General features: G+C 65.6%; 14 protein-coding genes. 8 read left to right on the top strand and 6 right to left on the bottom strand.

Translation table 11 applies throughout. The annotated features are described in order from the left end of the window. The first annotated feature begins 11 nt into the window (after window positions 1-11). Window positions 12-692, top strand: coding sequence for a leucyl/phenylalanyl-tRNA--protein transferase (gene aat, locus IVB45_RS16810; RefSeq protein ID WP_247361269.1), 681 nt, complete (start codon window positions 12-14; stop codon window positions 690-692). Window positions 693-725: 33 nt separating this feature from the next. Here aat and IVB45_RS16805 read toward each other — a convergent pair whose 3' ends face one another. Then, window positions 726-1,760 (bottom strand): DUF2155 domain-containing protein, encoded by a 1,035-nt coding sequence (locus tag IVB45_RS16805; RefSeq protein WP_247286243.1) that lies wholly within the window; start codon window positions 1,758-1,760, stop codon window positions 726-728. Between the two features lie 207 nt (window positions 1,761-1,967). Here IVB45_RS16805 and IVB45_RS16800 point away from each other — a divergent pair, with 207 nt between their 5' ends. Then, on the top strand, window positions 1,968-2,915 hold the full coding sequence (locus IVB45_RS16800; RefSeq protein WP_247361271.1) for an alpha/beta hydrolase: 948 nt from the start codon (window positions 1,968-1,970) through the stop codon (window positions 2,913-2,915). A gap of 13 nt (window positions 2,916-2,928) precedes the next feature. After that, entirely contained in the window at window positions 2,929-3,945 is a 1,017-nt protein-coding gene (locus tag IVB45_RS16795) for a Na+-dependent transporter (protein ID WP_247361273.1), read from the top strand. Between the two features lie 41 nt (window positions 3,946-3,986). Here IVB45_RS16795 and IVB45_RS16790 read toward each other — a convergent pair whose 3' ends face one another. Further along, the gene (locus IVB45_RS16790; protein WP_008137831.1) at window positions 3,987-4,163 is read right to left on the bottom strand and encodes a hypothetical protein; all 177 of its coding nucleotides are present in this window, start codon (window positions 4,161-4,163) and stop codon (window positions 3,987-3,989) included. Window positions 4,164-4,347: 184 nt separating this feature from the next. Then, complete coding sequence (locus IVB45_RS16785) at window positions 4,348-5,289, bottom strand: GlxA family transcriptional regulator (RefSeq protein WP_247361275.1); 942 nt, start codon at window positions 5,287-5,289, stop codon at window positions 4,348-4,350. 91 nt (window positions 5,290-5,380) lie between these two features. Between IVB45_RS16785 and IVB45_RS16780 the strand changes: the two genes are divergently transcribed. Next, entirely contained in the window at window positions 5,381-6,067 is a 687-nt protein-coding gene (locus IVB45_RS16780; protein WP_247361276.1) for a DJ-1/PfpI family protein, read from the top strand. Window positions 6,068-6,480: 413 nt separating this feature from the next. Here the strand turns inward: IVB45_RS16780 and IVB45_RS16775 are convergent, their stop codons facing one another. Continuing rightward, complete coding sequence (locus IVB45_RS16775; RefSeq protein ID WP_027569817.1) at window positions 6,481-6,888, bottom strand: NADH:ubiquinone oxidoreductase subunit NDUFA12; 408 nt, start codon at window positions 6,886-6,888, stop codon at window positions 6,481-6,483. Between the two features lie 248 nt (window positions 6,889-7,136). On the opposite strand from IVB45_RS16775, the gene IVB45_RS16770 reads away from it, so the two are divergent. The 3 genes from IVB45_RS16770 (at window position 7,137) to IVB45_RS16760 (ending at window position 10,678) form a co-directional block, all read left to right on the top strand. Beyond that, a complete protein-coding gene (locus tag IVB45_RS16770; protein WP_247361278.1) occupies window positions 7,137-7,766 on the top strand; it encodes a BA14K family protein in 630 nt (209 codons plus the stop codon). Between the two features lie 240 nt (window positions 7,767-8,006). Then, entirely contained in the window at window positions 8,007-8,429 is a 423-nt protein-coding gene (locus IVB45_RS16765) for a response regulator (protein WP_027569815.1), read from the top strand. Continuing rightward, window positions 8,426-10,678, top strand: coding sequence for a CHASE3 domain-containing protein (locus IVB45_RS16760; RefSeq protein WP_247361280.1), 2,253 nt, complete (start codon window positions 8,426-8,428; stop codon window positions 10,676-10,678). The genes IVB45_RS16765 and IVB45_RS16760 overlap by 4 nt, the downstream gene beginning before the upstream one ends. On the opposite strand, the gene IVB45_RS16755 is transcribed toward IVB45_RS16760, so the two are convergent. After that, window positions 10,675-11,013, bottom strand: a complete 339-nt coding sequence (locus tag IVB45_RS16755; protein ID WP_247361281.1) for an arginase family protein — start codon at window positions 11,011-11,013, stop codon at window positions 10,675-10,677. The genes IVB45_RS16760 and IVB45_RS16755 overlap by 4 nt on opposite strands. A gap of 299 nt (window positions 11,014-11,312) precedes the next feature. On the opposite strand from IVB45_RS16755, the gene IVB45_RS16750 reads away from it, so the two are divergent. Next, window positions 11,313-12,092 carry an outer membrane beta-barrel protein gene (locus tag IVB45_RS16750; RefSeq protein WP_247286250.1) on the top strand — a complete coding sequence of 260 codons (780 nt, stop codon included), beginning with the start codon at window positions 11,313-11,315 and terminating at the stop codon, window positions 12,090-12,092. 161 nt (window positions 12,093-12,253) lie between these two features. Here the strand turns inward: IVB45_RS16750 and IVB45_RS16745 are convergent, their stop codons facing one another. Beyond that, window positions 12,254-13,150 carry a DMT family transporter gene (locus IVB45_RS16745; RefSeq protein WP_247361283.1) on the bottom strand — a complete coding sequence of 299 codons (897 nt, stop codon included), beginning with the start codon at window positions 13,148-13,150 and terminating at the stop codon, window positions 12,254-12,256. Window positions 13,151-13,460 lie beyond the last annotated feature (310 nt).

Genomic DNA, 13,460 nt, shown 5'->3' with positions numbered 1-13,460 from the left:
TATGGCGAGCCATGACTTCGCGCGACTCTGCCCCGTCTGAAATCACGCCGGCCGTTCTGCTGCGCGCCTATGCCTGCGGCATCTTTCCGATGGCCGAAAGCGCCGATGATCCGACCCTGTTCTGGGTCGAGCCGGAGTTGCGCGGGGTCATCCCGCTCGACGGATTTCGCGTGGCCTCGCGGCTTGCGCGCACCGTACGTTCGGATTCATTCCGTGTGACCGTCAACACCGCCTTCAAGGCAACGATCGCCGGCTGCGCCGCGCCGCAGGCCGGGCGCGAGGACACCTGGATCAACAAGCGCATCCGCGACCTCTATGGCGGGCTGTACGAGCTCGGCCATTGCCACAGCGTCGAGGCCTGGCAGGGCGAGGACCTCGTCGGCGGGCTTTATGGCGTCAGCCTGGGCCGGGCCTTTTTCGGCGAGAGCATGTTCCACACCGCGCGCGATGCCTCCAAGGTCGCGCTGGTGCATCTGGTCGCGCGGCTCATCCATGGCGGCTTCGAGCTGCTCGACACCCAGTACGTCACCGAGCACCTGAAGAGTTTTGGCGCGGCCGAGATTTCGCGGCGGCGCTACACCGCGCTGCTCGACAAGGCGCTCGCGGGCGAGCCCGGCGATTTCCTGAGGCTCTCCGCCGGCGAAGCGATGCCGGGCGCACGCGCGCTCGAGATCATCGCCGCGCGGCAATAATCAGGGATATTAGCCAACCCCCGGGGATTTGGCCTAGCGGCCGAACCCGGGGATACCGAACAGACCCGGGCGCTGCTCGGGCGGCGGAGGTGGTGGCGGCGGTGCCGGCTGCTGCTGCTGGATCGGCGGCAGCGGCTGCGGCGGACGCTGCTGCACCTGCTTGGGCGCGGCCTTCTTCTGCGCGGGCGGCGGCGGTGGCGGCTTGGTGCCGGGATCCGGTGCCGCGGTCGCAATCGTCTGCTGCGGCTCTTTGCAGTCGGTGAGCCAGATATCGTAGATCGGGTGCTCGACGCCGTGCAGGCCTGGACTTGCCGCGTACATCCAGCCCGAGAAGATGCGCTTCACCTCACCCTGCAAGGTGATCTCGTCGACCTCGACGAAGGCGTCGGTGTTGGCGGCCTCGGTCGCCGGCCGCGTGTAGCAGGCGTCGGTTTTGACGCGCAGCGCACCGAACTGCACGGTCTCGCCGATCTCCTCGTCGAAATTGATGATGCGCCCGGTGATCTTGTCGAGACCGGAGAAGGTCGCCTTCTTGTTCACGATCTTCTGGGCCGGCGGCTCGGTAACGACCTCGTCGCCCGGCTGAAGGCTCGCCGGCGTCTGCGGGACTGCGCCTCCGGGCGCGCCCTTCTGCTGCGGCTGGCGCTGACCCGGCGCGCCTTGCGGATTGGGTGGAGCGACCGCGACGGACGGCGGCTGGTTTGGCGGAGCTGCGCTAGACCCTGGCGGCGGCGCCAGAGGCTGGGTCTCGACCGGCCCCGGCATCACATTGCCCTGCCGACCCGGCGGTGGCGCCATCGGACGCGACGGCAGCACACGGCCCTGCGGCGGCAGCTCCGGCACCTCTTCGTCGTCGTCGGGCATCTGCTGCTGCGGCTGGGGCTGGCCACGCGGAATGTTGCCGGGCGGCCGCAGCGGCGGCGGATCGGAGAAGATCGTACCGATCTGCGCCTGCGCGGGCGTCGCAGCCGTCAGTGCGGTGGCGGCCAGAAGCGCCGCAAGACCTGTCAGAGTAAATGTTCGAAACATCTCGCGCGGCTTCAACAGCGAATCGGGCTTGCTGGACATTCTACAGGGGATACCGCCGCTCGCAGGCCATCCGGTTAACACGGCGAATACGGCGGGGGAAGGGCGGCATCCCTGCCCTTCCCGGCCCGGTCTGGCCAGATCGGCCCCCGGATGGGATAGTCGAGCACTCCTCTCAGGGGTCAGGCGGGCATCGCCCCCGAAAACGACGTCCAACGAACAATCAGAAACCCGCAAGGTCGCTCCCCCATGCCCGTCGTGCTCGATCCCGATGCCGCCGCCGTCTACAAGGCCTTCCAGGAGGCCGGCCGGCCCGCCTACGAGACTCTGACCGCGCCGGAAGCGCGGGCCTATTACGCGCAGGCACGCTTTGCGACCAATCCCGAGCCACCGGACCTCGCGCGCGTCACGCCGCTATCGATCCCGGCACCGCACGGCGCCATTCCCGCGCGTCTCTATGTTCCGAAGGAGCCGCGCCGGCATGATGGTTTGTCGCCAGCGCTGGTGTTCTTCCACGGTGGCGGCTGGGTGATCGGCGATCTCGATTCCCATGACGTCGTCTGCCGCCAGCTCGCCGACGCCGGCGCGCTGATCGTGATCTCGGTGGATTACCGCCTCGCGCCCGAGCACAAATTTCCCGCCGCCATTGATGACGCGATCGCCGCGACCAAATGGGTCGCCGCCAACGCGCGCGAGCTCGGCATCGACGCCTCCCGGCTTTCGATCGGCGGCGACAGCGCTGGCGGCAATCTCGCCGCCGTCGTCGCGCTCGCCGCGCGCGACGGCAACGGTCCCGCGATCGCGGCCCAGTTGTTGATCTACCCGGCGACCGATTTCGCCATGACGCATGGCTCTCACCGCGAGCCCGAGACCAGCGTGCTGCTGACGCATTCGGTGATCCGCTGGTTTCGCGACCATTATCTCAACGGCGCCGCCGATATCCACGACTGGCGCGCCTCGCCGGCACGGGCGACAAACCTGGCCGGGCTGCCGCCGGCCTATGTGCTCACCGCCGGTGCCGATCCCCTGCGCGACGAAGGCGACGAATATGCCCAGCGCCTGAAGCAGGCCGGCGTGCCCGTGGCTACCAAGCACTATCCCGGCCAGTTCCACGGCTTCATCACGATGGGAAAATTGCTGCGTGAGGCCAATGTCGCCGTGAGCGAGATCGGCGCGTGGCTGAAAGGATTGGGCTGAAACGCCGTTCCCGATGCCGCCCGTCCTTCAAAGCATATTCGTCCTCCCCCTGCGCGGGCTGACATGGCTTGGCGGCCAAGGCACCCGCGCGGTCGCCGCCGTCGTGTTCATCGCGCTCGCGGTACCGCCGCTCGGGGTGTTGCTGCGCCCCTTCGTCACCGAGGCGATTTTCGTTCTGCTCTGCATCTCCTTCATGCGGGTCGATCTCGCCGCGCTCACCGGCCATCTGCGCCGGCCGGCGCTGGTCGGGACCGCCACCGTCTGGACCATGATCGGCGTGCCCGTGATCGTCGGGCTGATCGTCCATGTCACCGGGCTCACGGCGCGCGCGCCCGACCTTGCCCTGGCCTTGATGCTGCAGAGCATGGCCTCGCCGATGATGGCCGCGCCGGCGCTGGCCGCGCTGATGGGCCTCGACGCCACGCTGGTGCTGGTCACGCTGGTGAGCGCGACCGCGCTGGTGCCGTTCACGGCATCGCTGTTCGCGAGCCTGTTCCTCGGCGACATGCTCAGCATCTCGCCGCCTGCGCTGGGGCTGAAGCTGCTTGGCATCCTCGCAGCATCGCTGCTGGCTGCGACCGTGATCCGGCAGGTCTTCGGCGCGGCCGCGATCCAGCGCCACAGGCAGCCGATCGACGGCTTCAACATCGTCATCCTGCTGGTCTTCGCGACCGCGATCATGGGCGATGTCGCAAGCGATCTCGTCGCCCGGCCGGTCTCCACCCTGGGCTTCGCAGCTCTCGCCTTCGCGATCTATTTCACGCTGCTCGCCGTGACCACGCTGCTGTTCCGCCGCATCGGCTATGAGCGCGCGCTGGCGCTCGGGCTGATGGTGTCACAGCGCAATCTGGGCCTGATGCTCGCCGCGACCGCCGGCGCGCTGCCGCCCACCACCTGGCTCTATTTCGCGATGACGCAATTTCCCATTCACCTGGCGCCCTACATGCTGATGCCGATCGCGCGGCGCTTGACGGCGCGCGCACAGGCCTCGAGCGCCGCGGCGACCGGCGGCAAGGCCGCATCGGGCTGAACCAATCCGCAAGTCAACCGCTGGTGACCAAGCGAACGTGGTCACGCAGCGCGCCAATGTCCCTTGTGAATGTCGAACTTCACGGCACCGTCGTCACGCATCTTCAACAGGAGCGATTGGCAGTCGTCCTGGTTCTTGATGTTCACGCGCTTCATGATGTCGAAAGTCTTCAGAGGTTTTTCGCGAAGGGCAATCAGAATCTTTTCTCGATCGGTCATTGGGGTTCCTTGCATCGGTTTCGGCGACGGTACGTGTTGTACAGATCGTCCGCAACGGCTGCATTCGCTTGAGGGAGGTCGGTTCCGGGTCCAAAAGGCGAAATGCCGCGCAATATGCAAGTCTGCTCAAATATCCAAGTCTACTCACCCGCTCAAGCGGCCTCTCCAAATCGGTGAATTCTCCCTACCCGGCCCTTGCCGCGCGCCGCAGCGCCTGCGGCGGCTGGCCGAAGGCGCGGATGAAAGCGCGCCGCATGCGCTCGGGGTCGCCGAAGCCGGTTGTCTCCGCGACGAGCTCGATCGCCTCGCGCGAGGACTGCACGCGCTCGCGCGCGACCTCGATGCGCAAGCGCTCGATGGCCTTCGAGGGCGTCGTGCCGGTCTCGGCGGCAAAGGCGCGGGCAAAATGCCGCGCACTCATGCCAGCGCGGTCGGCGAGATCTTCGACCGTCAAGCGAGCGTCGAGGTTCTCGCGCGCCCAGGACAGCAGCGCGCCGAAGCGCCCGTTCGGCGTCTTCAATTCCAGAAGTGACGAGAACTGCGACTGGCCGCCGCTGCGGCGATGATACAACACGAGCTGCCGCGCGGTGTCCTGCGCGATCTGCTCACCGTGGTCCTCGGTCACCATCGCGAGCGCGAGGTCTATGCCCGCCGTGATGCCTGCCGACGTCCACACATTGTCGTCGCGCGTGAAAATCTGGTCCGGCTCGAACTTCACCTTGGGATAGCGCGCGACGAAATCCCGCGTGCGTCCCCAATGGGTGGTGGCGCGACGGCCGTCGAGCAATCCCGCCTCCGCCAGCACATAGGCGCCCGAGCAGACGCTGGCGACCCGCACGCCGCGCCGCGCCAGCCGCTGCACGAAGGCGCGCGTGACCTCGCAGCGCGCGGCATCCGTCACGCCCGCGCCTCCCGCCACGACCAGCGTCGTGATCGCATTCGCCGACTTGAAGTCGCGCGCCATCATCTCCACGCCGGACGAGCTGCGCACGGGCCCCGCGTTCACCGCCAGCACGCGGATCCCGGGTGTCGTCTTGCCCGTGCAGCGCGCCGCGATCTCGAACACCGAGATCGGGCCGGCCGCATCGAGCAACTGGAAGTCCGGGAAGATCAGGATGCCGATCATGGTCATGTCCGAAAGCGAGGGAAATACGCCATTTTGGACAGAAGGGCATCATGAGAGGCTGCGTCCGTCAAGCTCAAAATTGGAGGCTCTCATGTCGTCCCCGCTCCAGATCGGTCTCCTGGTGTTTCCGCGCGTCACCCAGCTCGATTTTACGGGTCCCCTGCAGGTGTTCTCCTCCGTGCCGGGCGCAAAACTGCATTTGATCTGGAAACGGATCGAGCCGGTGCCGAGCGATTCCGTGCTGACGCTGACGCCGACCACAACGTTCGCCGACTGCCCGCAGCTCGACGTGATCTGCGTGCCCGGCGGCGGCGGCACCAACGATCTGCTCAATGACGAGGAGGTGCTCGGTTTCCTGCGCCGGCAGGCCGAGGGCGCCAAATACGTCACCTCGGTCTGCACGGGATCGCTGGCGCTCGGCGCCGCCGGCCTCCTGAAGGGCTACCGCGCCGCCACGCACTGGAGCGCGATGGAGATGCTCGCTCAGTTCGGCGCGACGCCGACCAAGACGCGCGTCTGCGTCGACCGCAACCGCATCACCGGCGGCGGCGTCACCGCGGGAATCGATTTCGCGCTGACCTTGGTGTCGATCATGGTCGATCGCACCACCGCGGAAGCGATCCAGCTTCAGCTCGAATATAATCCGGCCCCGCCGTTCAATGCAGGCTCGCCGGATACCGCGCCCGCCGAGGTGCTGGCGTTGCTGAAAGAGCGTGGCGCGCAGGGTCAGGCGCGGCGGCTAGAGGCGGTGAAGCGCGCGGCTGAAAGGATGACCTAGTCTCCGCTCTCGTGTCCCGGGCGCGCTGCAGCGCGTAGCGGTGCTGCGCACGGACGCGACATCCAGTTGTGCCTCCATGAAAGAAAAAGGCCGCCCGGTTTCCCGAGCGGCCTTTCCTGTCTTACGGCGGCTGCACATTTCATCGGGCGATTTCGGAGCTTCCAAACCGGGGGCCTATCTCCCGATCGAGTCCTGGTCGGCGGCCGCTGCATTTCGGGACAGTCGCGAACTGTTGCCCGAACCGAACGCGATGGTCTCCCATCTCCGTAAGATGCGACCATTGAGCCGCATCGCCCGCGTGGCTGCAATGCCCGCGCAGGACTCATCCCCGCTGTTCCCGCTGTCCACAGCAGAACGAGGCGGATGCGGGTGCATCCACTCCAACGACAAGGGTTGAGACGGGAATCGGAAGCCTAGCTGGGCGTCCAGGGCTGATAGTCGCCGGTCGCCTTGGGTCGCTTGCCGCTGGCGAGCGTCGAGCCCGAGGGACGGTAGGCGTTGGCCGTGCCCGTGAGATTGGGCTGGTGCGGCTTTTCCCACTCGCGCGGCTGGTAGTTGTCCTGCGTCGGCGGCACGTCGACGGTGTGATGCATCCAGCCGTGCCAGGACGGCGGGATACGGCTGGCCTCGGCGTAGCCGTTATAGACCACCCAGCGCCGCTCGAAGCCGAGGGCCGGATCGATCGCCCCGCCGCGGGTGCGATAATAGAGGTTGCCCTGCTCGTCCTGGCCGACCAGCTCGCCATAGCGCCTGGTCCAGAGTTGGGTGCCAAACGTCTGGCCATTCCACCAGGTGAAGAACTTGAGGAAGAATTGTTTCATGCGGCAAGGGCCCTGCTTCGTCGGGTCCTGATGCCATCCGGACGGCGAAATGTCCAGTTCGGCGGGGGCGGCGGTGCCCTGCTGCAGATGCGGTCGCCGGGCACACTGACTCTGCCGCAAATCGGACGCGATCCGTTCATGCCGGATACAGCGTCGCCATGAAAACTTGTCCTCGCACGCAAACCGCCGTGATCCCAGGAACTACAGCCCTTTCATCGGGTTTGCTTCCGGGAAAAGGAGTTTTGATCATGAGAAGTCTGAAAGTCTTGAGCGCGGCTGCGGCCGTGGCGCTGGTTCTCCCGTTGGCGACGCCAAGCTTCGCGCAAGGTCGCGGCGGACATGGCGGTGGCGGCGGTGGCCATTTCGGCGGAGGTGGCGGTGCCCACTTCGGCGGCGGCGGCGGTGGCGCTCACTTTGGCAGTGGCGGCGCCCGCATGGGCGGCGGCAACTTCAGCGGCGCGAGGATCGGTGGCGGCGGTGGCAATTTCGCAGCAGGTGCAGCCATGCGTCCCAGCGGCGGAGCTGCCTTCAACGGCGGCGGCGGCCGCAGCTTCGCAGCAGCCGGGGGTCAGCACTGGAATGGCGGCGGCGGTCATTGGCACGGCGGCGGCTGGCGCCATCGCGGCGGCGGCTTCTGGCCCGGTGTCGCGGCAGGCGCTGCGATCGGCGGCCTCGGCTCGTACGCCTATTACGGCGGCGGCTATTACAACGACCCCTACTACTATGGCGACGACAGCTATTATGATGAGCCGTCAGTAGCCGTGGTCCCAGATAGCGGCGGCGACTCCGCGGGTTACTGCGCGCAGCGCTACAAGTCCTACGATCCGGCGTCCGGCACCTATCTCGGCTATGACGGCCAGCGCCATCCCTGCCCGTAACACGACCTGCAACACGTGAAGAAGAAGGCGTCGCAGCGATGCGGCGCCTTTTTCGCATTCAGGCGCCTCACCTGTTTCGCTCGCCTCATGTTCGCCATCGGCGACTGTCGCATACAACCGATGCGCGGACCTTTATTCACCGCACCGTGCATACCTACCCTTATCCAATCCCAAATTGACCCGACGCGCGATTCACCTGTATCAACTTGGCTATGGGGACTTCGATGACTGGGAAGTGTCATGCCGCGTATTCTCGTGGTCGATGACGATCCGATGGTCGGTGCGACCATCGAGGTCCTCCTCCAACGTCAGGGCTTCGACGTCACGTTGACTGACGGCGGAGAAACGGGTTTGGCTGCGCTCGAAACCCAGAGTTTCGACGTGATGCTGGTCGACATCTTCATGCCGCATATGCGCGGCTTCGAGTCCATTCGCATCTTTCACGAGCGCGCACCGGCGGTTCCGCTGATCGCGATGTCCGGCTACGCCTTCGCGTCATCCGCCTCGCCCTCTCCCGACTTCCTCCGAATGGCGCTGGAGCTTGGCGCGACCCGCTGCCTGCGCAAGCCGTTCACGCCGGACGCGCTGCTGACCACGATCCGGGAATGCATCGCCGCGCCGGGCGATGGCTCGCAGCCGAAGGACAAGAAAGAAGCCCCTTGATCCCAACGCAGCGCGTCATTCTCGGTGCTGGACTTGCCATCCTCCTGATCATCACCGCAGCCTCGATCGGCCTCGACGTCAAGTCGCGGTCCGACGCGGCCTGGGTCAATCACACCGTCCAGGTGCTGAAGAAGATCTCCGACCTGCGCGTGCTGATGCGCAGTGCCGAGAGTGCCGCACGCGGCTACGAGATCTATCGCAACCCGAGCTTCAGCGAGGAATTCCAGGCGGTGCACGCCCGGATCGCACCGGCACTCGCCGACCTCAAGCGCAGCGTGCGCGACACTCCCGAACACGTCGCGCTGCTCGAGGGCACCGAGCCGCTGGCGCTGCGCCGGATCGAGATCGCGGCCGAAGTGATGCGCCTGCGCGCCGGAAACGACCAGGCCGGCATTGCCGCGCTCCAGGGCAAGGGAGAGGGCCGTGGTCTCATGGACACGGTGATGGGCAATTTCGATCATTTGAGCGCAGAGGAAGAACGATTGCTCGCGGCGCGCTCCCAGGATTCGCGCCGCACCGGCATCGTGCTGCTCGGCATCGACGTCGCCGGCGCGCTGGTGATCCTGCTGCTGGTCGTGATGATGATGCGCGAGAGCCGGCGCACCGAGGGCGCACTCAAGAGCACGCTATTGGAGACCACGGCCGCCAACCAGCAGCTCGAGACCGCAGTGGCCGAGCGCACCGAGCATCTGGTCACCGCGCATGACGAGCTCCGCCTGTCGGTCAACGTGCTCCAGAGCACGTTCCACAGCATGGCGGAAGCGGTGCTGGTCATCGACGCCGAGGGCAACGTCCTTCTGTCCAATCCCGCCGCCGAGCGCATGCTGCTGCACCGGACCGGCATGAACCTGCGCAATCTGCGGGCGCTGTCCAACGTGCTTCACGGCGACGGCGTCACCCCGCTCAAGCCGGACGAACTGCCGTCGGCACGCGTGCTGCGCGGCGAGCCGTTCGAGAATATGGAGATGATCGTCCGCCCGCACAGCGGCAATGCTCCCCGTCATCTCATGATCAGCGGCCGGCCGATGCTGGACGGGCAAGGCAACGTCTCCGGCGCGGTGCTGGTCTATCACGACGCGACCATGTCGCGCGAGACCGAGCGGCAATTGTACCAGTCGCAGAAGCTGGATGCGATCGGCAAGCTCACCGGCGGCGTCGCGCACGACTTCAACAACATGCTGACCGTGATCTCCGGCAATACCGAGACGCTGGTGGCAAGCCTGAAGCAGCAGCCCGAGCTCCAGCGCGTGGCGCGCCTGATCGACGAGGCCGCCGAACGCTGCGCCGAGCTGATCCAGCATCTGCTCGCCTTCGCACGCAGGCAGCCGCTGCAGCCGCGCAACGTCGAGATCAACGCCGCGGTCGCCGACATCGCGAAACTCCTGCGCCCCACCCTCGGCGAGCAGATCGAGATCGAGACCGTGCTCGAACAGGGGCAGATGACCGCGCACATCGATCCGTCCCGCCTCACCAATGCCCTGCTCAACATGGCGATCAACGCGCGTGACGCCATGCCGAACGGCGGCAAGCTGCTGCTCGAGGCCCACCGCGTCGTGCTCGACCAGGCCTATGCGCAAAACAATCCCGACGTACGGCCCGGTCCTTACGTGATGCTCGCCGTCAGCGACACCGGCACCGGCATGCCGGCGGAGGTGCAGCAGCAGGCGTTCGAGCCGTTCTTCACCACCAAGGAGGTCGGCAAGGGAAGCGGCCTCGGCCTTTCCATGGTCTACGGATTCGTCAAGCAGTCCGGCGGCCACATCAAGATCTACAGCGAGGAAGGCCACGGCACCACGATCAAGCTCTATCTGCCGCCGGGCGAAGGCATGGCCGAGGTGGCTCCCACCACGACGCCGCAGGCGGAAGGCGGCGCAGAGACCATTTTCGTGGTCGAGGATGACCCGCTGGTGCGCAACTTCGTCACCGTGCAGCTCCAGAGCCTCGGCTACCAGACCGTCGCCGCGCCCGACGGCAAGGCCGCGCTCGGATTGATCCAGGCCGGCCAGCCGTTCGATCTGCTGTTCACCGACGTCGTCATCCCCGGCGGCATGAGCGGACGCGAGCTCGCCGACAAGGTGGCGACGATCCGCCCCGGGGTGAAGGTGCTCTACACCTCCGGCTACACCGACAACGCCATCGTCCACCACGGCAAGCTCGACGACGGCGTCATGCTTCTGACAAAACCCTACCGCCGCAACCAGCTCGCCGAGATGATCAGGAAGGCGCTCGGTGGCGGGGTGGCCGGCTAGAGTTTCTGCTTGGCGGCACATCCAATGGCGTTGCAGATGATCCGCGCTGCGCAGATCGCCCGAATAGTCTGCACATCACGCTCCGGCACCAATTCGACCAGATCGAGACCGACAATTCTGGCCTTCGAGGCGACGCCCGCGATCAGGTCTATGACGTCGAAATAGGACAGGCCCGCAGGGGTAGCGTGCGTTTTTACTCCGAACAACATAAGCCATAGCCGCAGCGTAAGAGGCATGTGTTTTCGCGTCTCGATCGCACCCGGCGGTTCCTCGGCCAGGTAGACAAACCGAACCCCAGGAAAAACCCGACTGAGCTGCAGCTGAACGTCAGCCACGCTGCCCAGTGCAGTCCGGTTCGATTTTGCGGATCACTCCACGCAATGACATCTGACACCTCGGCTTTTGTGCGTACACCAAGGTCGTCGTTCCTTCCTGCCCCGGCGGTGGCCCGTCAACAACATAGACTCCTGCAATCGGCCCCATAGCCGACTTGTCGCTCTTCGCACATTTCGCAGTGTTTCGATGCCTACCAATCGTCGCGACAACAGGCGAGTGTGGCTTTCCGGGGACAGTAATTTGCCAGAATAGCGCTACTTTCGGGCCACGATTTCGGATGCGCCATGGGAGAGTGGACATGAAAAAGATCGTGATCTCTATCGCCGCTATAGCAGCATTCACCGGATCAGCTATCGCCGCAGATATGGCTCCTCGTTATGCGAAGGCTCCACCCCCCGCACCTGTCACGGTCTATAACTGGACGGGTTGCTATGTTGGCGGCAACGTCGGCGGTGGTTGGGCCCGGACTGATCAAACCCGAGTGTCGCGACTCGGTGTACTGTTTCCGGCGGACTATGGTTCTAGCGATAACAGCCAGGTCATTGGCGGCGGTCAGATCGGATGCGATTACCAATTTGCTGGAAATTGGGTGGTCGGCATCCAAGGCATGTACGATTATGCTCGCATCGGCAGCTCGCACGCTTTGCCAGCGTTCCCGACCTTTACCTCCGTTAACGAGACCAAAGACGTTTGGACTGTCACGGGCCGCGTCGGCTATTTATTCGTTCCGCAGCTGCTTGGCTATATCAAGGGCGGTGGCGCTTGGACCCGGCAGGACAATATCGTCGTGCAGCCCAGCGGAGCTCTTTCCGAAACGGCTCTGGGTGTGAACCGTTCTGGTTGGACAGTGGGTGGCGGTCTCGAGTGGATGTTCGCTCCGGGCTGGTCGGCTTTTGCCGAGTACAATTATATGGACTTCGGCCGTCGAGACGTTCAGCACATCTCGGCCGTTACCGGCAGTGGCTTCGTGGCGGGACTTCCCTCCGAAGTCATCTCGACTCGGCTGGAGGTATCTACCGCGACGGTCGGCGTAAACTACAAGTTCAACTTCGGCGGTCCGGTCGTCGCCAGGTACTGATCCTTAAGAGCACTGCGAAAGCCCCGGCATCCTCCGGGGCTTTTTTGTGTGCTCAGCATGTCGCCGATCGGTCCATCGCGACCTCGGAAGCCTTCCGCTCGCCGGCGGATGTTGGCGGTAAGCCGGACATCCGCCGGCCAGCCGCTTCATGAGGACTATCTCTATCGCGTCGCCAGCACCACCGCCGCCAGCGTGAAGATCAGCGCGGCAATCTGCCCCGCTCCCAGCGGCTCGCCGAGCGCAATCGCGGACGCCACGACGCCGATGACAGGCACCGCCATGGTGCCGATCGCGGCGACGGAGGCCGGCAGGCGCGCGAGGGCTGCGAACCAGCTGACATAGGCGATGCAGAACTGCACCACGGTCGAATAGACTAGGAGCCACCATCCGACCGGCGTCACCAGCTCCAGATGCGTGGTCTCGATGGCGAGGCCGATGATCGTGATCGGCAGGCAGCCGATCCCGATCTGCCAGGCCGCGGCCGTGATCGGCGGCAGACGGATCGGGTACTTCTTCGAAAACACCGTGCCGGCGGCGAAGCCGATCGCGCCACACAGCGCCATGATGATGCCCGGCAGCTTGTCCGCGGTGGCGGCAAAGCCGTTGCCGCCCATGATCGAGGCAAGGCCAGCAAAGGCCATCACCAGTGCGATGGTCCGCAACAAGGTCGGCCGCTCGCCGAGCACCGGCCAGGCGATCAGCGAGGCCCAGACCGGCATGGTGTAGGCGATCAGCGCCGCTTCGCTCGCCGGCAGCCACAGCAGCGCCAGCCCCATCAGCACCATCCAGCCGGTGACATTGAGGATCGCGGCGGTCACGAGCCGCGGCCAGATCTCGCGCGGGACGCTGAGGCTGTCAGCGCGGATCAGCGCCAGCGCCGCCAGCAGCACCGCGCCGAGCACGCCGGTGACCCCGCGCAAGGTCAGCGGCGGCAGCTCGGAGAGCAGGAATTTCGTCACCGGCCAGTTGAAGCCCCAGCCCACCGAGGTGATGGCGAGGAACATCAGGCCGGCCGGGGCGATGCGCGCTCGCAGCACCGGCCGAGTCGAATCAAGCATGTGGGCAGTCCGGCAAAATCGGGCTCAGCTTGGCGCGGATTCGCGCCTCCCACCACCACCCCGGCGGGCATGCCTGCCCTCACCTTCCGTAGCCCTACGTGAGTCCCCCGGAGGCAAGCCCGCGAGTTAAAAATATACCTGCCCTGTGAACAGCGGGGTGAAGCCTCCGCGGCCCCCCAAGACGTAAATTTTTTCAGTTGGGAATCCCTGAGGACTCACTGATACTTGGCTCAACAACAGGCGCGGGCTTGCCCCCTGTTATCCCCCGCAATCCACCATATTTAGTATTTGATTCAGGAACTCGCACTAG

This window comes from Bradyrhizobium sp. 4 (assembly GCF_023100905.1).
Lineage (GTDB): Bacteria > Pseudomonadota > Alphaproteobacteria > Rhizobiales > Xanthobacteraceae > Bradyrhizobium.
The sequence above is the reverse complement of the archived record's forward strand: the minus strand, read 5'-3'. Positions and strand labels throughout refer to the sequence as shown.

What these genes read in the sequence shown, in the direction of transcription:
- aat (WP_247361269.1), top strand. Translation starts at nt 12, where the DNA reads ATGACTTCGCGCGACTCTGCCCCGTCTGAAATCACGCCGGCCGTTCTG.
- IVB45_RS16805 (WP_247286243.1), bottom strand. Translation starts at nt 1,760, where the DNA reads ATGTCCAGCAAGCCCGATTCGCTGTTGAAGCCGCGCGAGATGTTTCGA.
- IVB45_RS16800 (WP_247361271.1), top strand. Translation starts at nt 1,968, where the DNA reads ATGCCCGTCGTGCTCGATCCCGATGCCGCCGCCGTCTACAAGGCCTTC.
- IVB45_RS16795 (WP_247361273.1), top strand. Translation starts at nt 2,929, where the DNA reads ATGCCGCCCGTCCTTCAAAGCATATTCGTCCTCCCCCTGCGCGGGCTG.
- IVB45_RS16790 (WP_008137831.1), bottom strand. Translation starts at nt 4,163, where the DNA reads ATGACCGATCGAGAAAAGATTCTGATTGCCCTTCGCGAAAAACCTCTG.
- IVB45_RS16785 (WP_247361275.1), bottom strand. Translation starts at nt 5,289, where the DNA reads ATGATCGGCATCCTGATCTTCCCGGACTTCCAGTTGCTCGATGCGGCC.
- IVB45_RS16780 (WP_247361276.1), top strand. Translation starts at nt 5,381, where the DNA reads ATGTCGTCCCCGCTCCAGATCGGTCTCCTGGTGTTTCCGCGCGTCACC.
- IVB45_RS16775 (WP_027569817.1), bottom strand. Translation starts at nt 6,888, where the DNA reads ATGAAACAATTCTTCCTCAAGTTCTTCACCTGGTGGAATGGCCAGACG.
- IVB45_RS16770 (WP_247361278.1), top strand. Translation starts at nt 7,137, where the DNA reads ATGAGAAGTCTGAAAGTCTTGAGCGCGGCTGCGGCCGTGGCGCTGGTT.
- IVB45_RS16765 (WP_027569815.1), top strand. Translation starts at nt 8,007, where the DNA reads ATGCCGCGTATTCTCGTGGTCGATGACGATCCGATGGTCGGTGCGACC.
- IVB45_RS16750 (WP_247286250.1), top strand. Translation starts at nt 11,313, where the DNA reads ATGAAAAAGATCGTGATCTCTATCGCCGCTATAGCAGCATTCACCGGA.
- IVB45_RS16745 (WP_247361283.1), bottom strand. Translation starts at nt 13,150, where the DNA reads ATGCTTGATTCGACTCGGCCGGTGCTGCGAGCGCGCATCGCCCCGGCC.